The 24,062-nt window shown below is 38.5% G+C and carries 22 protein-coding genes; 18 read left to right on the top strand and 4 right to left on the bottom strand.

The features are described 5' to 3' along the window. Positions 1-23: 23 nt before the first annotated feature. From ACFSUL_RS17505 to ACFSUL_RS17475, 7 genes are read left to right on the top strand one after another with little or no spacing between them, the layout of a single operon-like run. A complete protein-coding gene (locus tag ACFSUL_RS17505; RefSeq protein WP_377937187.1) occupies positions 24-1,013 on the top strand; it encodes a LacI family DNA-binding transcriptional regulator in 990 nt (329 codons plus the stop codon). Next, positions 1,006-1,884 (top strand): ribokinase, encoded by an 879-nt coding sequence (gene rbsK, locus ACFSUL_RS17500; RefSeq protein WP_377937186.1) that lies wholly within the window; start codon positions 1,006-1,008, stop codon positions 1,882-1,884. Before ACFSUL_RS17505 ends, rbsK begins: the two co-directional genes overlap by 8 nt. A 2-nt stretch (positions 1,885-1,886) precedes the next feature. Further along, the gene (rbsD, locus tag ACFSUL_RS17495; RefSeq protein WP_071412554.1) at positions 1,887-2,282 is read left to right on the top strand and encodes a D-ribose pyranase; all 396 of its coding nucleotides are present in this window, start codon (positions 1,887-1,889) and stop codon (positions 2,280-2,282) included. Between the two features lie 18 nt (positions 2,283-2,300). Then, positions 2,301-3,782 (top strand): sugar ABC transporter ATP-binding protein, encoded by a 1,482-nt coding sequence (locus ACFSUL_RS17490; protein ID WP_377937185.1) that lies wholly within the window; start codon positions 2,301-2,303, stop codon positions 3,780-3,782. Between the two features lies 1 nt (position 3,783). Further along, on the top strand, positions 3,784-4,749 hold the full coding sequence (gene rbsC / locus ACFSUL_RS17485; protein ID WP_377937184.1) for a ribose ABC transporter permease RbsC: 966 nt from the start codon (positions 3,784-3,786) through the stop codon (positions 4,747-4,749). Between the two features lie 17 nt (positions 4,750-4,766). Further along, on the top strand, positions 4,767-5,684 hold the full coding sequence (gene rbsB, locus ACFSUL_RS17480) for a ribose ABC transporter substrate-binding protein RbsB (protein ID WP_377937183.1): 918 nt from the start codon (positions 4,767-4,769) through the stop codon (positions 5,682-5,684). 40 nt (positions 5,685-5,724) lie between these two features. Continuing rightward, positions 5,725-6,759, top strand: coding sequence for a DUF4145 domain-containing protein (locus tag ACFSUL_RS17475; RefSeq protein WP_377937182.1), 1,035 nt, complete (start codon positions 5,725-5,727; stop codon positions 6,757-6,759). Positions 6,760-6,877: 118 nt separating this feature from the next. Here the strand turns inward: ACFSUL_RS17475 and ACFSUL_RS17470 are convergent, their stop codons facing one another. The 3 genes from ACFSUL_RS17470 to ACFSUL_RS17460 are packed head-to-tail and all read right to left on the bottom strand — an operon-like array spanning position 6,878 to position 10,615. After that, positions 6,878-8,233, bottom strand: a complete 1,356-nt coding sequence (locus tag ACFSUL_RS17470) for an MFS transporter (protein ID WP_377937181.1) — start codon at positions 8,231-8,233, stop codon at positions 6,878-6,880. A gap of 39 nt (positions 8,234-8,272) precedes the next feature. Next, positions 8,273-9,802, bottom strand: a complete 1,530-nt coding sequence (locus tag ACFSUL_RS17465) for an FGGY-family carbohydrate kinase (RefSeq protein ID WP_377937180.1) — start codon at positions 9,800-9,802, stop codon at positions 8,273-8,275. A 36-nt stretch (positions 9,803-9,838) separates the two neighbouring features. Then, positions 9,839-10,615: an SDR family oxidoreductase gene (locus tag ACFSUL_RS17460; RefSeq protein ID WP_377937179.1), complete on the bottom strand. Its 777-nt coding sequence runs from the start codon at positions 10,613-10,615 to the stop codon at positions 9,839-9,841. 218 nt (positions 10,616-10,833) lie between these two features. Here ACFSUL_RS17460 and ACFSUL_RS17455 point away from each other — a divergent pair, with 218 nt between their 5' ends. The 3 genes from ACFSUL_RS17455 to ACFSUL_RS17445 all read left to right on the top strand — a co-directional run bounded on the left by ACFSUL_RS17455 (position 10,834) and on the right by ACFSUL_RS17445 (position 13,249). Then, positions 10,834-11,958 (top strand): ROK family transcriptional regulator, encoded by a 1,125-nt coding sequence (locus ACFSUL_RS17455; RefSeq protein WP_377937178.1) that lies wholly within the window; start codon positions 10,834-10,836, stop codon positions 11,956-11,958. Positions 11,959-12,276: 318 nt separating this feature from the next. Continuing rightward, a complete protein-coding gene (locus tag ACFSUL_RS17450; protein WP_377937177.1) occupies positions 12,277-12,759 on the top strand; it encodes a CBO0543 family protein in 483 nt (160 codons plus the stop codon). Between the two features lies 1 nt (position 12,760). After that, entirely contained in the window at positions 12,761-13,249 is a 489-nt protein-coding gene (locus tag ACFSUL_RS17445; RefSeq protein WP_377937176.1) for a CBO0543 family protein, read from the top strand. Positions 13,250-14,126: 877 nt separating this feature from the next. Here the strand turns inward: ACFSUL_RS17445 and ACFSUL_RS17440 are convergent. Next, complete coding sequence (locus ACFSUL_RS17440; RefSeq protein ID WP_377937175.1) at positions 14,127-14,900, bottom strand: MBL fold metallo-hydrolase; 774 nt, start codon at positions 14,898-14,900, stop codon at positions 14,127-14,129. Positions 14,901-15,030: 130 nt separating this feature from the next. Between ACFSUL_RS17440 and ACFSUL_RS17435 the strand changes: the two genes are divergently transcribed. From ACFSUL_RS17435 to ACFSUL_RS17400, 8 genes are all read left to right on the top strand, one after another. Continuing rightward, positions 15,031-15,441: an Lrp/AsnC family transcriptional regulator gene (locus tag ACFSUL_RS17435; RefSeq protein WP_377937174.1), complete on the top strand. Its 411-nt coding sequence runs from the start codon at positions 15,031-15,033 to the stop codon at positions 15,439-15,441. A 176-nt stretch (positions 15,442-15,617) separates the two neighbouring features. Beyond that, positions 15,618-16,364, top strand: coding sequence for an SDR family NAD(P)-dependent oxidoreductase (locus ACFSUL_RS17430; protein ID WP_377937173.1), 747 nt, complete (start codon positions 15,618-15,620; stop codon positions 16,362-16,364). A gap of 1,085 nt (positions 16,365-17,449) precedes the next feature. Next, entirely contained in the window at positions 17,450-18,307 is an 858-nt protein-coding gene (locus ACFSUL_RS17425) for a MurR/RpiR family transcriptional regulator (RefSeq protein ID WP_377937172.1), read from the top strand. Positions 18,308-18,359: 52 nt separating this feature from the next. Continuing rightward, positions 18,360-19,748, top strand: coding sequence for a YjiH family protein (locus ACFSUL_RS17420; protein ID WP_377937171.1), 1,389 nt, complete (start codon positions 18,360-18,362; stop codon positions 19,746-19,748). Positions 19,749-19,766: 18 nt separating this feature from the next. After that, positions 19,767-20,903, top strand: coding sequence for an amidohydrolase (locus ACFSUL_RS17415; protein WP_377937170.1), 1,137 nt, complete (start codon positions 19,767-19,769; stop codon positions 20,901-20,903). Between the two features lie 34 nt (positions 20,904-20,937). Then, positions 20,938-21,744, top strand: coding sequence for a GNAT family N-acetyltransferase (locus ACFSUL_RS17410; RefSeq protein ID WP_377937169.1), 807 nt, complete (start codon positions 20,938-20,940; stop codon positions 21,742-21,744). A 28-nt stretch (positions 21,745-21,772) separates the two neighbouring features. Further along, positions 21,773-22,882, top strand: coding sequence for an o-succinylbenzoate synthase (gene menC, locus ACFSUL_RS17405; protein ID WP_377937168.1), 1,110 nt, complete (start codon positions 21,773-21,775; stop codon positions 22,880-22,882). 135 nt (positions 22,883-23,017) lie between these two features. Beyond that, positions 23,018-24,055, top strand: coding sequence for a serine hydrolase domain-containing protein (locus ACFSUL_RS17400; RefSeq protein ID WP_377937167.1), 1,038 nt, complete (start codon positions 23,018-23,020; stop codon positions 24,053-24,055). Positions 24,056-24,062 lie beyond the last annotated feature (7 nt).

Raw genomic sequence — 24,062 nt, 5'->3', positions numbered from 1 at the left:
TTACACATTAGAGGTGAGGTCAGATGGCTACAATTAAAAATGTTGCTAAAAAAGCTGGGGTGTCCGTAGCGACGGTATCGAGAGTGTTGAATAACAAAGGTTATGTACATGAAGATACACGAAAGCTTATTAATGAGGCAATTGAGGAATTAAATTATAAACCGAACGAAGTTGCTAGGTCCCTGTATAAGAAGAAGTCAAGGTTAATCGGGCTAATTCTTCCAGATATTCGAAATCCCTTTTTCCCGGAATTGTCACGTGGGGTGGAGGATGAGATGCAAAAGCATGGATTCCGATTAATCATTGGTAATGCTGATGAAAAGCTAGAAAAAGAGTCGGACTATATTCATACTTTTAAACAAAATAATGTAATCGGTATCATTTCGGCAACAAATCATCGTGACCTAAGCCATTATGATGATCTTTCGCTACCAGTAGTTTTGCTTGATAGGACCTCAGACAAGCATCCTTCTGTATCGGCAAACGGTTTCGATGGGGGCAGGCAAGCGGCGCGGGAGATTGTAAGAAGAGGCAGTAAGCGCGTTACATTACTTAAAGGGCCTGCGGAGTTGCAAGCGGCTCAAAATCGATTCAAAGGTGCGGTGGAGGAGATGTGTACCTTGAATGTTAACTTTAATGTAATGGTGACCACTTCGTTTGCTTTTGATGATGCAGAAAAATGGGCAAAAAAATTATTTGAGGAATATCCGGATACAGATGGAGTGATTGCTAGTAATGATGTTGTCGCAGCAGCTATTTTGCATGAGGCGCATCGGCTAGGAAAATCCATACCGAATGATCTGCAAATCATTGGTTTTGATGATATTCCCCTTAGTAAATTGCTCTTTCCTCCTTTGTCTACAATTAGACAGCCTGCATATGAAATGGGAAGGGAAGCAGCAGATCTCTTAATAAAATTGATTACTAATGAAAAGGTACAGGAAAAATATATTCAAATGCCTGTCGAATTTATGGAAAGACAGACAACGAGAAAGGCGGAGGAAAATGGCTAAAATAACAGTAATCGGAAGTGCTTCTATGGATTTAGTTGTTACTTCCTCTAAAAGACCTGATAAAGGGGAAACGGTTCTTGGCGAATCATTTAAAACCGTACCTGGTGGAAAAGGAGCCAATCAAGCGGTAGCTGCCGCACGTTTAGGAGCAGAAGTTTCGATGGTTGGCTGTGTTGGTGATGACGCATTTGGAAAAGCTATTATTAATAACTTTAAAGAAAATGGTGTTTCTACAACAAATGTGGAACCGGTTACAGGTATAGAGAGTGGTACTGCACACATAACGCTTGCAGAAGGCGACAATAGCATTATCGTCGTAAAAGGTGCCAATGATTTTGTCACACCGGAATTTGTTAAAAAAGCTATGGATGCTATCCGTGATGCTGACATTGTGTTGGTTCAACAAGAAATTCCGGAAGAAACAGTAGAATATGTGAGTGAAGTTTGTCAGGAGCAAGGTGTTCCACTGTTATTAAATCCTGCTCCAGCAAGGCCTATTAGTAAAGACGTCATGGAAAGGGCTGCTTATATAACACCAAACGAACTAGAGGCTTCTGTTCTTTTTGAAAACAAGGATGCTCAAACAGCTTTGAAGGAGTATCCGAATAAAGTTTTTATTACAGAAGGAAAAAAAGGTGTTCGCTATTATGATGGGGAAAAAGAGATTCTTGTTCCATCCTACTCTGTCCAAGCCGTTGATACGACCGGTGCAGGTGATACCTTTAATGCAGCATTTGCGGTAGCCATTGCAGAAGGGAAGGGCTTAAAAGATAGTGTTCGATTTGCGAACAGAGCTGCATCACTATCTGTAACAAAATTCGGAGCTCAAGGCGGTATGCCAAAGAGAGAGGAAGTAGAGGAGAGTCTTTAATTATGAAACGTCATGGAATATTAAATAGCCATATTTCAAAAGTGTTAGCGGATCTCGGTCACACCGATTTCATCGTAATAGCAGACGCAGGATTACCAATCCCAGAAGGAGTTGCCAAGATTGATTTAGCCCTAACAGCAGGAACGCCTTCTTTTCAGGATGTCGTGGATGCGGTTGTAGACGATATGGTCGTTGAAAAGGTAATCTTTGCATCTGAAATAGAGGATGTGAACGGCAAAACTGCTAATTTTTTAACGCAAAAGTTTTCTGATGTCACGATGGAACAGATTTCACATGAAGAATTTAAACAACGAACAAAACAAGCAAAAGTGATTATTCGAACAGGCGAGATTACCCCTTACGCTAATTGTATTTTACAATCAGGAGTATTTTTCTAATATATTGAGGTGAAAAAAATGCAAATTACGATGCAGAACATCTATAAAGCATTTGGAACCAATCAAGTTTTAACAGGTGTTGATTTTGAGTTAAAAGGTGGAGAAGTACATGCTCTAATGGGGGAAAACGGAGCTGGAAAATCTACGATGATGAACGTTCTTACGGGGCTGCATTCACGTGATAAAGGAACGATTACGATCGATGGAAAGGAAACTTATTTTGCCAATCCTAAAGAAGCAGAGAAGTATGGTGTTACCTTTATCCATCAAGAATTAAATATTTGGCCAGAAATGACGGTTCTTGAGAATATGTTTATTGGAAAAGAATTACGGAATTCTTTCGGACTATTAAAAACAGCAGAAATGAAAGCGTTGGCAAAACAACAGTTTGATAGATTGGAAGTTTCTATTCCTTTAGATAGAGTTGCGGGGAGCTGCTCGGTTGGGGAACAGCAGATGATTGAGATTGCGAAGGCGCTTTTGACGGATGCAAAAGTGATTATTATGGATGAGCCAACTGCTGCTTTAACAGAAAAGGAAATTAGCAAGCTTTTTGAAGTGATATCTTCACTGAAAAAAGAAGGAGTGTCGATGGTTTATATTTCTCACCGCATGGAGGAGATATTTACTATTTGTGACCGTATTACGGTGATGCGTGATGGGAAAACCGTTGATACGAAACCTATCCCAGAAACAAATTTTGATGAAGTAGTCAAAAAAATGGTAGGGAGGGAATTAACGGACCGCTTTCCAAAACGAGAGGCAAAGCCCGGCGAGACAGTGCTTGAAGTCAAAGGATTAACGAACAAAAAGTCCTTTCATGATATCAGTTTTTCTGTGCGAGCTGGAGAAATTGTCGGTGTGTCAGGGCTAATGGGTGCTGGACGAACGGAAATTATGCGCGGTATATTTGGCCTTGATTCTATTGATCGTGGTGAGGTTTTACTAAGTGGGAAGAAAATATCAATTAAATCTCCGAGTCAAGCTGTCAAGCTAGGAATTGGGTTTATCACGGAGGACCGAAAAGATGAGGGGCTAGTATTGGATTTTTCGATAAAAGAAAATATCGCATTGCCAATCCTTTCTAGCTTTGCTCCTAAAGGGATTATTAATGAAAAAAGTGAAGCAGACTTCGTTCATATGCTGATTCAGCGCCTAACGGTTAAAACAGAGTCAGCGGAAACCAGAGTAGGTGATCTATCTGGTGGGAATCAGCAAAAGGTCGTTATTGCCAAATGGATTGGAATTAGCCCTAAAGTGCTCATATTAGATGAACCAACTAGAGGAGTCGACGTGGGGGCAAAACGAGAAATCTATCAATTAATGAATGAATTGACTGACCGGGGTGTAGCAATCATTATGGTATCTTCGGAATTACCTGAAATCCTAGGGATGAGTGATCGAGTCCTGGTTGTTCATGAAGGAAAAATAACAGGTGAATTAAAGAAAGAAGAAGCGACCCAAGAAAAAATTATGACATTAGCAACTGGAGGTCATTAAGATGAAAGCGATTCAAGAAGGTTCTCCGATAGAAAAAGAAAATTTTGTAAACAACATGACACAAAAACTCGGACCATTACTCGGACTGTTAGCACTAATAATTATTGTTTCTGTCCTAAATCCTAGTTTTCTCGAACCATTAAATATACTCAATCTATTAAGACAAGTATCCATCAATGCCTTGATTGCATTTGGGATGACATTTGTTATTTTAACAGGCGGTATTGATTTATCTGTTGGTTCCATCCTTGCGTTATCGAGTGCATTGACTGCTGGAATGATTGTATCAGGAATGGACCCGATTCTCGCGATCATTATTGGCTGTCTACTTGGTGGTGTAATGGGGATGGTCAATGGACTTCTGATTACAAAAGGGAAAATGGCTCCATTTATTGCAACATTGGCTACAATGACACTTTTTAGAGGGTTAACACTTGTTTATACAGAGGGGAACCCAATTACAGGACTAGGAGATAATTATTTATTTCAATTATTTGGACGAGGATATTTCCTTGGTATTCCAGTACCAGCGATTACGATTGTATTAGTATTTGCTATTTTATATGTCATTCTTCATAAAACGCCGTTTGGTCGACAAACATATGCGATTGGTGGAAATGAAAAAGCAGCCTTTATTTCAGGAATTAAAGTTCCTCGTGTGAAAGTGTTGATCTATGGTATTTCCGGATTATTGGCAGCATTAGCAGGGGCTATCTTAACATCCCGTTTAAATTCTGCACAACCAACTGCTGGTACTTCTTATGAACTTGATGCGATTGCAGCTGTTGTATTAGGTGGAACGAGTTTGAACGGAGGAAAAGGAAGAATTTTTGGAACACTAGTTGGTGTTTTAATCATTGGTGTATTAAATAATGGTTTAAATCTACTTGGTGTATCTTCTTTCTATCAAATGGTAGTCAAAGGAATCGTCATTATCATCGCCGTATTACTTGACCGTAAGAAATAAGCACAGGAGGCGTTATTATGAAAAAATTACTCGCTTTATTCGTTATATCAACACTTTTGCTTTTAACTGCTTGTTCATTGGAACCACCTGGCTGGGCAATACCAGATAAAAAAGAAAATCTAGATGATATTAAAATTGGTTTATCTGTATCTACGTTAAATAATCCATTTTTCGTTTCACTAAAAGATGGAGTTGTAAAAGAAGCAGAAGAGCTTGGGATGGAAGTAGCTGTAGTAGATGCTCAAAACGACTCAGCAAAACAAATTAATGACGTTCAAGATTTAATTCAACAGAATGTGGACGTATTGCTTATTAATCCAACTGATTCTGCGGCTATCTCAACAGCAGTTCAATCTGCAAACAGTATCGGTATTCCCGTTATTACTTTAGACCGCTCAGCGGACAAAGGGAAAGTGGAAGCATTAGTCGCTTCAGACAATATTAAAGGTGGAGAAATGGCTGCTAATTATATTGTGGATAAATTAGACGAAGGTACAAAAGTAGCGGAATTAGAAGGGGTACCAGGTGCATCCGCAACCCGTGAAAGAGGGAAAGGGTTCCATAATGTAGCGGATCAAAAATTAGAAGTAGTTGCCAAACAAGCAGCGAATTTTGATCGAACAGAAGGGGTAACAGTTATGGAGAATATCATTCAAGCTAACCCTGATATAAAAGCTGTTTTTGCCCATAATGATGAAATGGCATTAGGAGCTATTGAAGCAATTCGTAGTTCTGGAAAAGATATCATGGTTATCGGTTTTGACGGAAATGATGATGCACTTAATGCAGTCAAAGCAGGCCAACTAGAAGCAACAGTAGCGCAACAACCCGAATTAATCGGACAGCTTGCTGTTAATGCTGGAAGAGATGTATTACAAGGGAAGAAGGTAGAGAAAAATATTCCGGCTCCACTAAAGCTTGTCACAAAAGAATAAGTAATGAAACAGAAACTCATTTGCTTCGGCAGGTGGGTTTTTGTCTGTAGAGACAGGGAGTTTATCCCGTGATAAACTAATAGGTAGTTTAAGGAAAAAGGGAAGTGGAATAGAAATGAAGCCTAGTGTATTTAATTTTATTGGAGAGTTTTCTAGTACTTTGGAAGAGTTGGCGTTACGAGTAGAAGATCTTTTATGGAATCAACCACAAGCAGCTATGACGCAGGCGCGTTTGTTTGGAGAAGTATTAGTATCGATGATCTTTGAACAAGAAAATATGAATGAAGTGTACCCGCTAAAACAGGTGGAAAAGATAAATAGGTTGTATAAACAAGATATTATTCAAGATGAGATGTATAAAAAATTTGAATACATAAGAAAGAACGGAAATGTTGCGTCTCATCAAGTTATCGAGATGGATCAAGAAGTGGCGAAACAGGCGCATCAGATCCTGTTTGAACTTGGTGTATGGTATGCAGAAGTGTATGTCAGTCATACGTTTAGTGCTCCTGAGTATAAGCTACCTTCTAGGCAAAATCAGGACCATGAAGTGATGAAACAATGGATGGATGTATATATACAAGAGACTCAACAGAAGTTAGCAGAGATAGAGGGGCAACTGAATCAGTTGAGGCAAGAGAAGGAACAACATGCCATAAAACAAGAGCGTAAATCTAGTGTTCAAACATACGATAACTCAGTAGAAGCCATTGAACACAGTACGCCATTAGACAGATTCCAATCAACATTTGAAAAAGCTAATTTTAAATGGACAAATGTAACAAAAAAAGCTGCGGAATTTGAACTTGAGGAGTATAAAGAATTTGTTTATCTATTAGATAATAAAACTCCAACTATTGTTATTCACCCTTCTTTAGTAGAGCAGACGAAATTGCTGATGGAAGTACCAAGCAAACAACGTAAAAGTACGGCGTTAAGACGCTTTCCGAAAAAGGAAGAAAACGGGAAACTCATGTCGAATGTAGGCTATGCCTATACGTTCCAAACAAAAGGGGAATTAGAAGGGTTGTTGCAACGAATAATAGAGGTAGTGAAGTCCAGAAGTTTAAGTTAAGGGGAAGGATAGAATAGTGGTAGAGTTTTTCTTGAAAATTGATGCATATGGAAAATTATTCATGTAACCAAATTTTTAGTGAAAAGAGTAGGGGCAAAAATTGCCCCTCTGTCCCACATTAAAAGTTTCCAACACTTTCTTCGGTTGGGTTTGCCACCATACGGCGGCGCTCAAGTTCTACACTCATTTCTGTTCGTACATCATCAAGTTTATAGAACCACATAGCAATTCCAATCAGCAAACAAAGGACTAATGGAGTCCAAATAAAACTTATTTCAATAAATTGTAAGGCAGTTGCTGTTTGTGTGGCATTTGGAACGTAACCGCCCATGCTCAGAAGCATTCCAATAAAAGCACTTGCGAGTCCCATGCTTCCTTTTACAAAAAAGCCTTGAAAAGCAGCAATCATACCAGAAATACTCTTTTTCTTTTTATATTCCGAATAATCGATAACATCTGGTTGAATCGCAAAGGTTGTGCCGAAGATGCCGTAAATGCCAAGTCCAGTAATGGCCAAACCTGCGATAATTAAAACAGGAGACGTCTTTCCGAAATAAATTAGTAAATCCCCAACGATATAAATGGCAGTGCTTAAAAGCAAGACATTTTTCTTTGGCATCTTTTTTTGAAGCCAAGGCAAAATCAATAACATTGGTAGTCCGGAGAGAATACCGAAGAGGCCGACAAAAGTTAGCCAATCCGTACGTCCGAGATTATACGTGAAATAATAAATTACAGTTGTATTTCGAATAACAAAAAGAGCAAAATAGAGAAAATTCAAGATAAAGAAAATAACGGCTTGGTCTGTTAATCCTTTTAAATCTTGTTTAAAAGAGGATTTCCCAGGTTTTATGGATGGTGGAATGACCTCTTTTGTATTCATAAAGGTAAACACAAACAATAACATCGCCACAACACCATAGATGCTCATCGTAATTAAAAAACCTTTTTGTGTATCACCTTGACCGAAGAAATTTACCATTGGCATCGAAATTGACATTACTAAAGCGGTTCCAATTAATGCACAAATCATTCTAGTGGAAACTAACCAGTTCCGTTCATGGATATCCGAAGTTAGCCTTGGTACAATCGTATTTAATGGAATATTTACTATCGTATAAGCAGTACATAACAAACAATAGGTGACATAAGCCCAGATGACTTTGCCTGTCATATTGAAATCAGGAACAATAAATGTCATAACCGTAAATATTGCAAAAGGAATGGCTCCGATAAGAAAGTAGGGTCTGCCTTGTCCCCATCTAGTTTTCGTACGATCCACCAATAATCCCATACCAGTATCCGTTAAGGCATCAATAACTTTTGTTACTAACATTAACGTACCTGCAACGGCTGCTGTTATTCCAAAGACATCCGTGTAAAAGAACATTAAGTAAGATGCCATTGTACTAAATACTAGGTTACATCCTAAATCGCCAACTCCATATCCGATTCTTTTTTTCCATTTATTCATTTGCATCACGTATCCTTTTCAGCAATATTGAAATACACATTATGTTTGAGAAATGGTTGTTAACGCTTTCATATCATCCTTTAAATGATGATAGACAGATTTGTAAACAGTGTAATAGTCATTATATTTTTCTGTGTTCTGTTCATTTGGCATATTTTTTTCATCTAAAACCTGCCATTTCTTCACATCTTCATAAGAAAGAAGACCTGTTCCAATCCCAGCAAGCATGACATCTCCCATATTCGCTTCTACATCATGAACAGGACAGACGATTGGATAGCCAGTGACATCTGCAAAGATTTGTCTCCACAATTTTGACTTTGTCACGCCACCAGCAAGCAAAATATATTCACCTAGATTTTCTCCAGTCGCTTCCATCGCATCTTTTAAAGAAAACGCAACCGCTTCCAAAAATGCCCGGTAAATATGGGCTTTCGTATGTGCCAATGATAGTCCAACAATCGTTCCTTTTGCATCCGAATCCCAAATAGGACTTCTTTCTCCCATAAAGTAGGGGAGTACAATTAGGCCTTCACTTCCAGCTGGAATAGTAGCTGCTTGTTCATTTAACACATTGTAGGCATTTTTTCCTCCAGCTTTTTCCGCTTCTAATTCGAATTGACACATCGTTTGTCGGAACCATTTGACAATCGCTCCTGCAGTAGCGCCACCAGCAAAATAATAGGAGAGATTTTTTGCATCATATAAATAAGGCCAAACAATTAAATCTTTGCCTTTCACTGGTTTATCGGAAATAAGTGCTGCACACATCGAAGTTCCAATTGCAGCTGCATATTTCCCAGATTCAAAGACACCAAGGCCGATATTGGCAGCACCACAGTCAATACCACTTGCGATGACAGGCATTCCTTCCGATAGACCTAGTTCATTTGCGATTTCTTTTGTTAAACCACCAACAATATCCGTTGATTCCACGATCTTTTCTGGCATCATGGATAGGGGAATTCCCATCGCATCCATCAATTCTTTCGACCAGGTTCTCGTATTCATATCAAAAATACCGCCAATATTTCCTGCAGAAGAATAATCAATGGCAATTTCTCCGGTAAGCTTGTAAATGACATAATCATTTGGTGGTAGAAAAAGCTTTGCTTTCTTCCAATTTTCCGGTTCATGATGTTTCATCCATAGTATTTTTGTATAGCCGTAATAAGGGTCTGCTCCATTATGTGTTATGTCTAGAAGCTTTTCTTCTCCAATATGGTCTAGGACCCACTTTGTTTCTTTTTCTGCTCGACGATCCATCCAAATCATACACGGTCTAACAGGTTCCATGTTTTCGTCTAATGGAATTCCAGAACCTCCATACAGACCACTAATGGCGATTCCACGAATTTTCTCCGCTGGTATCCCTGATTTCTGCACTGTATTTTTAATAGAAGACTTCGCTGCGTCTAGCCAAACATTCGGCCACTGCTCTGCCCATAATGGCTTTGGGGTTAACACATCATATTCCTGTAAATCTTGCGCAATAAGATTGCCTTCTGTGTCCATTAAGATTGTTTTGGTACCAGATGTTCCAATATCTGTTCCAAGTAAGTAATTCATAGATAGTCCTCCTAAAACTAAGATTCTTTTAATCTACTAGATACAAGTAAAAGCCCCATCAATAACAAAGTCAGATCCTGTAGTAAAGCTACTCGTGTCTCCTGCAAGATAAACACAAATAGATTGAAGTTCCTCCGGTTTACCCATTCTTTGAAGTGGTGCCATCGTATTCCATTTTTCAATCAATGGTTGTAAGCTTGGTGAATTTAATGTAAGTTCGGTTCCTATATATCCTGGGCTGATACAATTTACGCGCACATTTCTAGTTGCCCACTCTACTGCAAGCGATTTCGTCAATTGAATAACTCCCGCTTTAGAGGCGTTGTAGGAACATTGTGGTTGTGGAACATTTACAATATGTCCTGACATAGAAGCTGTATTAATAATGGATCCGCCACCTTGCTTTAACATAACTTTTCCAGCTGCTTGTGCTGTTAAAAATACACCAGAAAGATTAATATTAATGACTTTCTTCCACTGTTCAAACGTCATTTCTTCTGCTGGGACATTCATGCAAATTCCAGCATTACAGAAGGCAACATCCAATCTTCCGAATTCATCCAGTACTTTTTCGATCATAGCATCCACATCTTCAGGTATTGTTACATCTGCTTTGATAGCGATTGCATGAATATCATGATTTTTTTCTAGTTCCGTTGCCGTCTTTTTTGCCTCATCTAAATCTAAGTCCACGATTGCTAAATCTGCACCAGCTTCAGCAAAAGCAGTTGAAACACTTTTACCAATGCCTCTAGCACCACCGGTTACAAAAATCTTTTTTCCGTCTAATCTCATCTTTTCAATAATCCCCATTTTTAATTACTCCTCTTCCGTAAATGTATTTTGTAAAAAGGTTTTATAAAATTAATTTATATAATAAGGCTTTTTTCTATGGGAGTCAACAGGAAGAAAAACTAGAATTGGCAGACGCCTATCGCCAAAGTTGTATTTGCATTGCCCCCTGTGATATATTTATCGCATTATTAAATGAAAATTTTTTATAAAATTATTTTATGTAATGGGGTATTTTCATGGATAATAGCATCACATTTAAAGATATAAAAAAGAATAATTACTCATTGATTTACCATCTCATTTATCAAAATGAGAAACTATCGAAACAAGAAATTGCGAATCAACTTCATTTGAGTTTACCAACTGTAACCCAGAATCTCGTTCGCTTGGAAAAGGAAAAGTTGATTGAAAAGAATGGGCAGTTTGAATCATCAGTGGGGAGGCGAGCAACTGCTTATGCCATATGTCCTCAGGCTCGTATAAGCATTGGGGTAGAAATTCAGAGAAAGACCGTACGAATTCTAGCAATCGATTTGCTTGGTACTGCCTTTCAGCAAACAGAACTTACAATTGAATATTCCAATAAAGAGAGTTATTACAAGGAGGTAAGCGATGCAGTACAATCCTTCATCAGATCTCTGAATGTGGAAGAAGAACAGGTTATTGGCATTGGTTTTGCCGTACAAGCATTAACCTCAGCGGATGGGCAAAAAATTACTTACGGTAAAATATTAAACTCTACAGGACTAGGTATTCATGTATTTTCACAATACTTTGATCATCCTTGCGTGTTTGTACACGATGCAAAGTGTGCGGCAACAACAGAGCTGTGGCTGAGAAATGATATCGGGGATGCTGTTTATCTGTCCATTGGGATGCACCTTGGAGGGGCCATTATCATAAATGATCAAATTTATATGGGAAAAGAAGGGCATAGTGGTACGGTAGAGCATATGACGATTGATCCGAATGGTCATTCCTGTTACTGCGGGAAGAAAGGTTGCATGGAAACCTATTGCTCTATTAATGCGCTTTTAGAAGAAGGAGAATCAGTAGAGTCCTTCTTCGGGCAGGTACGTTTTGGAACCCCTTCCTACGTGGAGAGGTGGAATTCTTTTTTAGAGAAATTAGCCTTTTCCATCAACAATATCAACCTTGTCATTAACAGAGAGTTTATTCTAGGTGGGCATATTTCTCCTTATTTAAAGAAAGAAGACATTGAGATTCTTCATGAAAAAGTGCATGAGAAAACGGCATTTCCAAGTAATGAGCCATTTATACATATTAGCCGTTCCCCTGAAAATGCAGTTCCAATCGGCGCTGCCATACCATTTGTTCAATCATTTTTGAATGCCGTTTAATCATGTGAAATCTAGTAATTGTTTGAATGAAGGGGAGATTAGTTCACGGTATCATCAAGTAATTGAGTTCATAATAGAAATAAGGAAGCACTAACAAATGTTGATATATTAACATTTGTTAGTGTCTTTTTAATTTCTCTACCACTACTAGGTAAATCTTTTGTTCATAAAATTTAATGAACTGATGTTATTCGAGAAGATTGGAAGTGAAAGACAACTCTTCCGATTAAATGAAGCAGAACCATCCCTGTGACTTTACAGTATTAAAAGAAAATATTGGAGGATACTATAGTCACACATTTTTTTAGGATGATGGAAATGAATATGGAAAGATGGTTTCTTATAGGTTTCTCGTTAATTTGCATTATTGCACCTTTTAAATTGGTACCAAGTGAAAAAGTAAGGGATGCATGTGTTTTGTTTCTGTTTCTGCAAGTAATCACTTGGCCCGCGGGCCTATTTGCCGTTGAAATGGGCTGGATTGACTATCCTACTCAACTACTTCCACAGGCAAATGAATACAATAGAACAAGTTTCTCTTTTGAGTTTTTCTTGTTTCCTATTGTTGCAATTATCTTTAGTTTATATTACCCCAATAGCATTAAATGGAAAGGGACACTGGTATATTATTTTGTTTTTGCTGGTTTCTTTACATTCATGGAGGTATTATTGGAGAGATATACCTCACTCGTTAAATATCACGAATGGAAATGGTATTGGACCCTTTTGACTGTTATTATTTCTCTATTTTTCAATCATAGATACTATCTTTGGTTTAGAAAAAGGTTGGTAAAGGTATAGAATGATGAATAAAGAAGTACTTATTCTGTTTTTCTCATTGCTACTTTCCGTTGGGCTATTGTTGAAGTATATTCCAAAGGAAAGGAAAAGGGAAGCTCATATAACATTCCTATTTGTACAGACAATTGCGTGGGTTTATGAATATATGCAAGTAATCTTTAAGTGGGTTGAATTCCCCTACAGAGAGTTTAACTTTGCAACAAAAATGAGCTTTTCTATGCATTACTTCACTTATCCGACATTTGGAGTATTTTTTATTATTTTTTACCCTCATCATAAAGGAAAACTAAGGAGATTTATATATATTTTTCTATTTGCTGTAGCTATTTCAACTTATACCTCATTAATAGAACACTATAGTTCGCTAATTGAATTTAAAAAATGGAACTGGTATCTCAGTGTATTAAGCAATTTTATTATTTTGTGCGTTATTAAGAGATTTGTATTTTGGTTTAAAAAAGGTCTTTTCAAAATGGGACATGATAGTTGATATTAATACAAAAGGCGTTATGAAAGCGACGTAATGAAGCAACAGAAAGGCCCCTTTGTTTTACTTATGTCTTGTAGGGAAGGGGATGATACCAATGTATTACCTATTTTCATCCGACCTAGTAGATATTGTTGTTGACTTAAAATAAAGTCACGATGTTTATAAAAAAATACGATATTTTGAATAAGTTCGCGATAGTTGCAAAAAAGTTACGATGCTTTGCCCCTGTGGATATAGTTTCTAACGGGCTTATTCGTTTCTCCAAAAACGGAAGCTGTTCATTTTGCGGCGAATACTGTAAACGAATGGTTAACCTCTCACTCAAATCATTTTGAAAAAATCATCTTTAAAGTGTTCAGTGATGGAGATTATAATGAATACTTAAATGTGTTCACCTTAAAGAGTACACTTTAAAAGCCGCAAACTGACTTCTCTATCAAAGTTGGTTTCAGACATGTTGACAAACGCTGATCTCTTAACATATAAAAGAGGCTGGGACAAATGTGCTCTAGGTGAATAAAAAAACGAACTAATTCTTTCATTTGAAGGCGAATTAGTTCGTTTTTTTTATAAGTCTTCATAAAACTTGTTGTTCTTTTTAACTTGTTCTAGCTGTTGATTGGAGTGCAAGACGAAGACTCCTGCGGGAAAAGCGGAACAGGTGAGACCCCGCAAGAGCGCAGCGATGAGGAGGCTCACCGACCGCCCGCGGAAAGCGAAGTCTTGACACGGAAATCAACAGCGGTGTGTAACAGTGATTACTAAACAATTTAACCTGACATTGTTCGTCTTTAGGGGATAGTACTTTAGTTATGTCCCAGCCTCTTTGTCCTATTAAATATTATAGCTATCTGTACTATGAGTTTGTGTTCATTACTTAAAATGTGTATGAATCACCATTATCCGGAACGAGAACGTTAGATTCGATTCCTTTTTCATTAGCAAAGCTTTTTAATTCTCCTTTTGATAGTGTCCAGTGATTAACGGCTTCCATGTGGACTGCAATAATTTTTGCGTTAGGAGTAGCTTTATAGACTTCATAGACATCGTCTTTACTCATTACTAGGGAACCGCCTTGGATGAATTGATTATCTCCAGCATTTACAACAATAACTTCTGGTTTGTGTGTGTCGATTTCTTCTTGAACAGCATCATACCATACCGTATCTCCAGCAACATATAAGGTTTTTTCTGATGGGTGTTTGAAGACAACGCCACATACAAGACCAGCTAGTTTTAAAATTTCGCCTCTTCCATGCTCGCCTTTTGTTTTAGTCAATTGGATGCCTTCAAAATCTGTATTTTCCTGTAAAACCTCTACATTTTGGAAACCATCTTTGCGAATTTCTGAAGCATCTTCTTCATTTTGGGCAAATAATTTGATTTCTTTTGGTAATACTTTTTTGGCAGCCTCATCCCAATGGTCAGGATGTAGATGGGTGACGATGACCGCATTAATATCTTTAATAATAGTGTCAGCGGGTGTTGGTAAGCTTTCTAAGGGAAAGTTTTGGTCGCCTTGTGGTGCATTTGAAGCTGGATTAGGCATTGGAGGATAAGCTCCTTTATTCGCTAACATTGGATCGATTAAAAACTTTTTCCCTGCGTATTCAACAACGATTGTTGCATTACGAATTTGTTTTATATTCATTAAAATAAACTCCTTTATCTTTTAAAATTCCTTAGAACAATGTATATTCTAACCGAAGACCGATAACGAATACATGGGTTTAATAAAGTGTTTTGGTGCTTTGACTTTATTTATGAAAGGAGTTAATTACATGTTAGATAACACAGATAAAAAGGTTTTAAAGGAGCTATCCAAAAACAGCCGTATTACAATGAAAGAGCTAGGGGAGAAAGTACATTTGACTGGACCTGCAACTTCAGCAAGAGTTGCCAAATTAGAGGATAGTGGTATTATCGAGAGCTATAGCATTAAAGTTAATCAAGCCAAATTAGGCTTTCATATACATGCTTTTATCACAATCATTACACAAAGCACGAATCATCAGCCATATCTCTCATTTATTAAAGAACAAGAACAATATACCATACATAACTATAAAATCAGTGGGGATGGATGCTACCTTCTTGAAAGTAGATTTCCATCAAACGAACAACTAAATCAATTTTTAGAAGAGTTAAATGAATATGCAAACTATAAATTATCAATCGTTATTGATAAATAGTGAATCAATTGCAATGGCGTTTGTGAATTAGCATAATAAACAAACGGAGGAGTTGGTACAAGAAGGGATTAACGCGATCCTATTGGAAGAGTTAATAGTGGCAGCTTAACTTAAGATTTTAGCTTATCTTGTGTTCAACAATTGGGCTAGACTTTCGAATAAGGAGGTATAATATAATGACAAATCAAATGAAACGTTTTGAAAACAAGGTGGCGCTGGTGACAGGCGGGCGTTCGGGGATTGGCCGGGCCATCTCCCGCCGATTGCGCGACGAAGGAGCGACAGTGATCACCGCACAGCGCGGTGAGGACGAGGAATTTGACTGGATCGCGGCAGACTTCTCCGATCCGCATTCACCGGAGAGGATTGTTGCAGAGGTCATCGCCCGTACTGGGCGGCTCGATGTGCTGATTAACAACGCAGGCATGATGCAGGAAGCTACGATCGAAGAATTGAGTCTTGAGGATTGGCAGCGCAACCTCAACGTAAATTTGACGGGTCCCTTCCTAATGATCCGCGCCGCGCTGCCTTACTTGCGCAAGACGCAAGGCAGCATCGTTAATACCGGTTCGATTGAGGGGTTGGCCGCGAACCCCGGGCATGCGGCCTACTGTGCCACTAAGGCCGGGCTTCATGGGCTGACCCGTTCGGTGGCGGTGGACCATGGCCATGAAGGCATCCGCTGTAATGCGGTGGCGCCCGGCTGGATTGATACTGATCTGAACCTCGAATTTATCGAAAATACACCTGATTCAGAAGCGTTCCGACGCGACATCGGACGCATCCACCCTGTGGCCCGCACAGGTTCCCCTGGAGAGGTGGCAGCGCTGGTGGCCTTTCTCGCTGCCGATGAGGCTGGTTTTATCACAGGGCAGGTATATACAGTGGATGGAGGTAGGACGGCAAAGTTGAGCCTCCCTTGAACAAGGGCTTCATACAACTTGATATAAAAATGCTTACGTTGAGGCTCAGTGATACTATTCAATAGAAAATGATACTCCCCAGTCGGGCGCATTTCTGAAGCAAGAGATGTACCCTTTTGATTCCATTTTGATCAATCTTTTTTTATGGCTTCTTTTTATTTATCGTAAAATGCTGGCTTGTGAGGAATTTTTGATTAAACTTTATTTTAAAGGCTCTTTTCGTAAAGTTTGTTGCTTTTTAACGAAAAACTAAGTTTAACCTACTGAGTTGATTCTCGCTGCAGGCACTTGACTCCTGCGGGAAGAGAGGGAAGGGAGAGACCCCGAAGGCGAAGCCGAGGAGTCTTGTGCCCGTAGCGGAAATCAACGGGCTGAATTTATAAGTAAAAACAACAATCTATGAGAAAAGAGCCATTTTAAAATAACAATTGCGAAGGGTAAAATATAATGACATATCAAATAACCAATTGTTAGCAAGCAAAATTAGACGAAGCAACATAATCATTTCCATAATAGTTTGTAATAGTAACTTAGTGATTATGTCGAGAATAAAACTTGATGAAACAATCGATTAGATGAATAGTTACTCTCTAAAACGGACTTGCCAATGCGGTAAGTCCGTTTTTCCGTTCCTTTATTTAATTATATCTAGGAGCCCTTTATATATTAGAAAGGATATATGAATAAATATAAAAATATTTTATTAATTATACACAAATCTCTTGCGCTAGAAGTATATCATCCTTTATCCTTTTATAAAGAAGTTTTTCCTTCAGAAGATGGACATTTTATTTAATAAGGTTGTTTTCGTAAAGTTTGTTGTTTGTGGGCAATGGACCATTCCTTTCTGCTGCAGGCACTTGTTTTCCTCTCTTCCCGAGGGAGTCAAGTGCTTTCCACTCCAATCCACTCTATGTTTTCAACTGTTGTTAAAAACAAAAATTTTTTAGAAAACAGCCTTTAATAAGGAAAATGTGGTAAATGAAAATAAATCAGAATAGTAAAAAAACTTGTTGTTATTGAAGTATTTCATGCTTTATACTCTTAATAAGAAGTTTTTCCTTCGCTATTCGAGAGGAGTTCAAATGGATCAGGAACACTTAACACAAATGATTAAAGCGACTTATCCCTCACTCTCTCCTGGACAGAAAAAAGCAGCGGAATTTTTGATTGAGCATCCAGATGAGGCAGTATTATTAACGGCGTTTCAGCTTGGTAGAAAGGTGGGGATAAGTGAGACAACGGTCATTCGGCTAGCATATGCGTTGGGATTTAGCGGCTATTCTCAAATGCAGGACCTAGTACGTAAGGATTGGCTTTCTGGCAAGCAGCGTGTCTTGGGTGAAGGAAATCCTTCATCCATGAACACGGATAAAAGTCAACATTTGTTTGCCAAGGTAATAGATAAAGAGAAGAAAATCCTACAGCAGCTGCTTGGTCAAATAAATGAAAATGAAATTTGGAAAGCTGTTGATGCTTTAATTCAAGCAGACAAGATTTATATAGGAGGATTTGGCAGCTCCTATGCAGCAGGTTATTGGCTTTACTACACGCTTAAGCAACTGCGAGAAAATGTCTTTCTATCTAGTCCAAACGGTTTTTTACCTGAGGATATTTGTGACTTAACAGAGAATTCTACTGTCCTGATTTTTTCCTTTCCACGGTATCGAAGAGAAACACTCAAGCTTGCTACTTATGCTAGAGATCAAGGTTCTTCCACCATTGCTATTACAGATCGGCAGTTTTCCCCTATTGGTCAGGTAGCAACTGTGACGCTGACAACCGATGAACATATGGATTCAGGGCACCATTCTATTGCTTCGGTTATTAGTCTACTAGAACTGATTATTGCCGGATTTCAAGAACGAGAGCACGAAAATATTACAAAGAGACAGAAAAAATTAGAAGTATTGTATGCAAATCAGGAATTATTCCTGGAATAAGAGGAACAAGTGGGGAGTTTTAAAGGAAACTTTACAAGGGGGTATGTGTTTAATGGGTGATCTTTCAAAGAAACTGGCAGAAAAAGAAGAAGTGCATGTAAAATCATTTGCTACCAGCGACTATATGAAGTTTATCATTCCATCTTTACTAGGTGTTTTATTATTTATGGTGCCAATTACAGCAGGGGAAGGGATTACGATTCCGGTTGCTTATTTAGCTGGTCAAATTGGTACTTTACTAGGTGATTCTATTTATGCCAGTACAGTTGCAGTTATTACCCTTTCTGTCATTGGGTCGGTTATTGCAGTTGTTTTTAAACCAAGCTTTATGTTGAATAGTCCTTTTCTAAATAAACTGTTTAATGTAAGCAAATTTTGGCTGACAGCACGTTTTCTTGGAATGATTTTTGCTATTATTACTTTATTTGAATTAGGGTTGGAACCTATTTATTCAGAAAACACTGGTGGACTATTAATCTATGATTTAATTCCAATCTTATTCACAACCTTTCTATTAGCCGGTTTTTTATTGCCCTTGCTATTAAACTTTGGCTTACTAGAATTTTTTGGTGCATTACTTCTCAAAGTAATGAGACCGTTATTTACGCTTCCAGGTCGTTCATCTTTGGATTGTTTGGCTTCTTGGGTTGGAGATGGAACGATTGGTGTCCTTCTTACGACAAAGCAATATGAGGATGGTTACTATACGAAGCGTGAAGCTGCGGTCGTTGCTACAACCTTCTCTGTTGTTTCGATAACGTTTACGATTGTCGTTATACAATACCTAAGTTTACAAGATTATTTCCTTCATTATTACTTTACCATTATCGTTGCGGGCCTAGCGGCTGCTCTTATTATGCCTAGAATTCCACCATTATCGAGAAAAGCCAACATAGGCTATGAAGGAACAGAGCTTAAAGAAGAAACTTCCATACCATCTGATAGTTCAGCTGTAAAATGGGGGATGAATCACGCACTAAAAAAAGCACAGTCAAATAAAAGTGTGCAGGCAGTCGTTAAAGAAGGCATTCAAAATGTTTTAGATATGTGGTTAGGAGTCCTGCCAATTGTTATGGCGATTGGAACAGTTGCCTTAGTCATTGCAGAATTCACACCAACCTTTACGATTCTAGGAAAACCATTTGAACCAATTCTGACACTCTTGCAAATACCAGAGGCCGGAGAAGCTGCCCAAACAATGGTAGTGGGATTTGCGGATATGTTCCTACCAGCTGTTATTGGAAGTGGAATTGAAAGTGAATTAACTAGATTTGTCATCGCGTGTGTGTCTGTTACTCAACTAGTATATATGTCAGAAATGGGCGGCCTGCTGCTTGGTTCAAAGCTACCGATTAGCATTAAAGACTTAATTCTTATTTTCTTATTACGCACATTGATTACATTACCAATTGTGGTCGGCATTGCACATCTAATTTTTTAATCAATAGGGGTGTTTCATTTGATAGATCCAATGGAATGGATATCTACAGAAAGAGAAAAAATCCTGCAAACCTATCAGGACCTCCACCTTCTGGCTGAGCCAAGCTGGAAGGAGGAGAAAACCTCCCGTTATATTCGTGAGAAATTATCTCAAGCGGGATTCAGAGTTCAAACGTATAAAGAACACTTTGGTTTTATTGCTGAATTAGAAGGGGAGAGCGAAGAAGTGATTGCGCTCCGAGCGGATATGGATGCTTTATGGCAAGAGGTAGACGGGGTGGTAAAAGCCAACCATTCGTGCGGACACGACGCACATAGCACGATGGTGTTAAGCGCTGCATTGGCTCTTGCTAAAACGAAGCCCCCATTACAGCATACAGTTCGTTTTATTTTTCAGCCAGCGGAAGAAAAGGCGGAAGGAGCCTTGCAAATGATGAAGGAAGGTGTCATGGAAAATGTAAAGTTTTTAGGGGGGATTCACCTGCGGCCTTCCTTTGAACTTTCTTTCAACAGTGCCGCTCCAGTCATTTTGCACGGCTCGACAGCAAGTCTTAAAGGAATCATCAAAGGTGTGCCGGCACATGCAGCGAGGCCGGAGGAAGGAAAGAACCCGCTTGAGGCATCCGCTTTATTAATTCAAGCGATCCGCCAGATTCGTTTAAAAGATGACAAAAAATATTCGATTAAAATAACAGAGCTACACGGCGGAGAAGCGTCTAATCTTATTCCGGAGAATACTCGATTTACGTTTGATTTAAGGGCTGAAGCCAATGATACAATGGATAGATTACTTGAAAAGGCACAGTATGTCATTGAAAAAACGGGCGAGTTAACAGAGACAGAAATTACATTTACTATAGAAGAAAATTCGCCGGCAGCGGTGCAACATCCCGAAGCAATGGATGTTGCAAAGCAAGCGATACAGTCCATCCTGGGTGATGAACATATTATCCCCATTTGCCAATCACCTGGAGCGGAGGATTTTCATTTTTACACACGAAAGAACCCTGGTATCGCCGCTACAATGATTGGATTAGGCTGCGACTTAAAACCTGGGCTTCATCACCCAAACATGGCATTTAATAAAGAAGCATTAATTTATGGAACGAAAATTTTAACAAAGCTATTAATAGAAGCTGATCAAAGGCAGTGGTAGATTCCACGTTAGTTTGAATAGGGAGGAAATACAATTGAAACAAGAAGTACTATCATCATTGAGCATTAAAAACCTTCAAACGGTGGAGGAATTAGAGGCTGTTTATCAATTGGAATCACTCATCTGGAGTGTAGAAGACACAGTACCTGTAAATCATACAGTCGCGACAGTTAAAAACGGAGGCTTTGTTTTGGGCGCTTTTTTTCAAGAAAAACTAATTGGATTTCAATATAGCTTTCCGGGATTTGATGGGGAAAAAAGTTATTTATGCTCTCATAGCTTAGGGATTCATCCAGAATACCGGGCGTTTGGAATTGGGGAAAGGTTAAAGAGAGCTCAGAAAGATACAGCAATAGAAAAAGGGTATGATCTAATCACTTGGACATATGATCCACTTGAAACGGTAAATGGTAATTTAAATCTGCACAAGCTTCGGGCGGTAGGTGCTAAATATATTGAAAATGCTTACGGTGAAATGGCGGATAACATGAATGCAGGTATTTCAACTGATCGCTTTCTAATAGAATGGCGGATAAAGGAGCCGGCGATTCAGAACAGTATGGAGGCACTTGGTCATCAGCCGCAAGTAATTAGTACGATTGTGGAGAATGGATACCTCATCCCAAGCGAAACGGATTTGAATCAGATAAGCTCGAAGCTACTTGTTCCTGTTCCAGGTGATTTCCAGAAAATCAAGAAGGATGATTTTTCGCTCGCGTTGAAATGGAGAGAAAAAACAAATGAGGTGTTCACTCATTATCTAGGAGCTGGCTGGGTTGTGACGGATTTAATAAAAGATAAAACCAAAGAACATCAATACTTCTATCTCTTAGAGAAATAAGTAATGTTAAGCAGAGGAGAATAGGTATATGGAGATAAAAAGCATCATTTTAAGACACGTGAAGATGGAGCTCTTGAATCCTTTTACAACGAGTGTGGGAACAGAGGTAGACAAAGACTTCATCCTTGTTGAGGTCAAATCCAAAAGTGGACAAAGAGGTTGGGGAGAATCTGTTTCGATCATGGAGCCTATCTATAATGAAGAGACGGTAAAGACGAACTGGCATATCATGAGCGATCATTTAATTCCACTCTTGATGAGAGCGGACATTAAACATCCAGACGATGTAATGGGAATTTTTAAGCCTATTAGAGGAAATTTTAATGCGAAAGCAGCCTTAGAAGGGGCTATATGGGATCTGTATGCAAGAGAAAAAGGGATTTCTTTATCGAAAGCTTTAGGTGGAGTGAAGGAGAAAATTGAAGTTGGCGTAAGCGTTGGAATTCAAGAATCGGAAGTAACGATGCTTAGGCAAATAGATGGTTATCTCCAGGAAGGATATAAGCGAATAAAAGTGAAGATTAAGCCAGACTGGGATCTACATATTTTAAAAGCTATTCGAAAAGAGTTCCCGGATATACAACTGATGGCCGATGCCAATTGTGCCTATACACTAAATGATATCGAACATCTTCAAAAGTTGGATGATTATCGTTTGATGATGATTGAACAACCGCTTGACCATGACGATATTATTGATCATGCCAAATTACAGGCAAAGCTTGAGACACCGATTTGTCTAGATGAAAGCATTCATACGTTTGACGATGCCAGGAAAGCGATTGAACTTGGCAGCTGTAAGATCATCAACTTAAAAATCGGTCGTGTTGGTGGGTTAACAGAGGCGAAAAGAATTCATGACCTTTGTGTTGATCATCATATCCCGATGTGGTGCGGAGGGATGCTCGAGGCTGGTATTGGCAGAGCACATAATATCGCGATAACTAGCCTGGCTAACTTCACCTTGCCAGGGGACACTGCTCCTTCCTCCCATTATTGGAAACAGGACATAATTGAGCCGGAGGTAACAATGAAGGACGGTTATATTTTTGTCCCACAATCAGCAGGAATTGGTTTTGAACCTAGTAAAAATAGGATTGAAGATGTGACACTATATAGTCGAACATTTACGAACTAAATAAATCAGTTGTCCGTTTTACATTAAGCCTGTTTTATAAAAAATCGTTGCTTTTTGATACGGATTAAAATGAGGGTAGATGCAGGGAGTAGCCAGAATACATATAGGCTCTTAAATAAATAGGATGTGATAAACTTGAATACCACTCATAAGAAAAATAAGATTCATCAATTCTTAATAAAAGAAGAATCAGAAAAATTCTCCCCCTTATATGACTATGTAGAGGGTGTGAAAAATCAAATTAATGCTTCAGCAAGTGCTGTATATGTGATACAGGGAAATAAAGTGATTGGGGAATGGTATTCTGGCTATGACCCTGTGACTAAACAGAAAGTTAAAGAAGACACGCGTTATAACGTTTTTTCTGTTCGGAAAAGTTATATTGGCTTGGCGGTTGAAATTTTAATAAATCAAGGTAAGATACATAGCTTAGAAGATAAGATACTAGACTATCTAGATACAGAAAATCAGACTGTTTGTAAAGACATCAGTATCCGTCATATTGTCACTCATACTCATGGTCTAAGGTTTGAAAATAATGAGTTAACAAAGTTTTCAACACCTGGTACTGTTTGGGAATATAATGGGGCTGGACTATCACTACTCTATAAAATAATATCTAAAGTCTCAGGGTCAACAGTGAATGAGATTATTCAAGATTATGTATTTCAACCTTTAAACTTTATAGAAACGGGCTGGGAAATAGAGTATAAAGAAAACCTTCTTGCTGACGTTATAGAATTAGAAAAACCTAGTATTAGATTAGAAGATAATACAGGATTTGAGAGAAACTTATTCGTAAGTGCAAGAGAATTAGCACACTGGGGATATTTTCATCTAAAAAAAGGGTTAATTAACGGAGAACAAGTTATCCCAAGTAGCTTTTTAGAGCGTACAACGTCTATACAAACTCCAGAAAATTTGACTAATACTCCTCAAAACGGATATTTTTGGTTTAGGAACGAAAATAAATATGCCAAAAATGAATTAGGAGAAAAAATTCCACCAAGGGCCTATCAAATATTAGGAGCTTCTGGATGTGCTTGCTTAGTAATTCCAGAGTACGATGCTGTTGCAGTTCGAATGTACAATAAAAGAGGAAATCCTCCTAGCTATGACTATCTAAGAGACATTAAGAATTTTGGTAATTTGATAGATTCAATCTTGAAATAGCACTCCT

Source organism: Bacillus seohaeanensis (assembly GCF_042684945.1).
Lineage (GTDB): Bacteria > Bacillota > Bacilli > Bacillales > Bacillaceae_B > Rossellomorea > Rossellomorea seohaeanensis.
The sequence above is the reverse complement of the archived record's forward strand: the minus strand, read 5'-3'. Positions and strand labels throughout refer to the sequence as shown.

Excerpts from the sequence above, each read along its gene's own strand:
- ACFSUL_RS17505 (WP_377937187.1), top strand. The coding sequence starts at position 24 with ATGGCTACAATTAAAAATGTTGCTAAAAAAGCTGGGGTGTCCGTAGCG.
- rbsK (WP_377937186.1), top strand. The coding sequence starts at position 1,006 with ATGGCTAAAATAACAGTAATCGGAAGTGCTTCTATGGATTTAGTTGTT.
- rbsD (WP_071412554.1), top strand. The coding sequence starts at position 1,887 with ATGAAACGTCATGGAATATTAAATAGCCATATTTCAAAAGTGTTAGCG.
- ACFSUL_RS17490 (WP_377937185.1), top strand. The coding sequence starts at position 2,301 with ATGCAAATTACGATGCAGAACATCTATAAAGCATTTGGAACCAATCAA.
- rbsC (WP_377937184.1), top strand. The coding sequence starts at position 3,784 with ATGAAAGCGATTCAAGAAGGTTCTCCGATAGAAAAAGAAAATTTTGTA.
- rbsB (WP_377937183.1), top strand. The coding sequence starts at position 4,767 with ATGAAAAAATTACTCGCTTTATTCGTTATATCAACACTTTTGCTTTTA.
- ACFSUL_RS17470 (WP_377937181.1), bottom strand. The coding sequence starts at position 8,233 with ATGAATAAATGGAAAAAAAGAATCGGATATGGAGTTGGCGATTTAGGA.
- ACFSUL_RS17465 (WP_377937180.1), bottom strand. The coding sequence starts at position 9,802 with ATGAATTACTTACTTGGAACAGATATTGGAACATCTGGTACCAAAACA.
- ACFSUL_RS17460 (WP_377937179.1), bottom strand. The coding sequence starts at position 10,615 with ATGGGGATTATTGAAAAGATGAGATTAGACGGAAAAAAGATTTTTGTA.
- ACFSUL_RS17455 (WP_377937178.1), top strand. The coding sequence starts at position 10,834 with ATGGATAATAGCATCACATTTAAAGATATAAAAAAGAATAATTACTCA.
- ACFSUL_RS17450 (WP_377937177.1), top strand. The coding sequence starts at position 12,277 with ATGAATATGGAAAGATGGTTTCTTATAGGTTTCTCGTTAATTTGCATT.
- ACFSUL_RS17445 (WP_377937176.1), top strand. The coding sequence starts at position 12,761 with ATGATGAATAAAGAAGTACTTATTCTGTTTTTCTCATTGCTACTTTCC.
- ACFSUL_RS17440 (WP_377937175.1), bottom strand. The coding sequence starts at position 14,900 with ATGAATATAAAACAAATTCGTAATGCAACAATCGTTGTTGAATACGCA.
- ACFSUL_RS17435 (WP_377937174.1), top strand. The coding sequence starts at position 15,031 with ATGTTAGATAACACAGATAAAAAGGTTTTAAAGGAGCTATCCAAAAAC.
- ACFSUL_RS17430 (WP_377937173.1), top strand. The coding sequence starts at position 15,618 with ATGACAAATCAAATGAAACGTTTTGAAAACAAGGTGGCGCTGGTGACA.
- ACFSUL_RS17425 (WP_377937172.1), top strand. The coding sequence starts at position 17,450 with ATGGATCAGGAACACTTAACACAAATGATTAAAGCGACTTATCCCTCA.
- ACFSUL_RS17420 (WP_377937171.1), top strand. The coding sequence starts at position 18,360 with ATGGGTGATCTTTCAAAGAAACTGGCAGAAAAAGAAGAAGTGCATGTA.
- menC (WP_377937168.1), top strand. The coding sequence starts at position 21,773 with ATGGAGATAAAAAGCATCATTTTAAGACACGTGAAGATGGAGCTCTTG.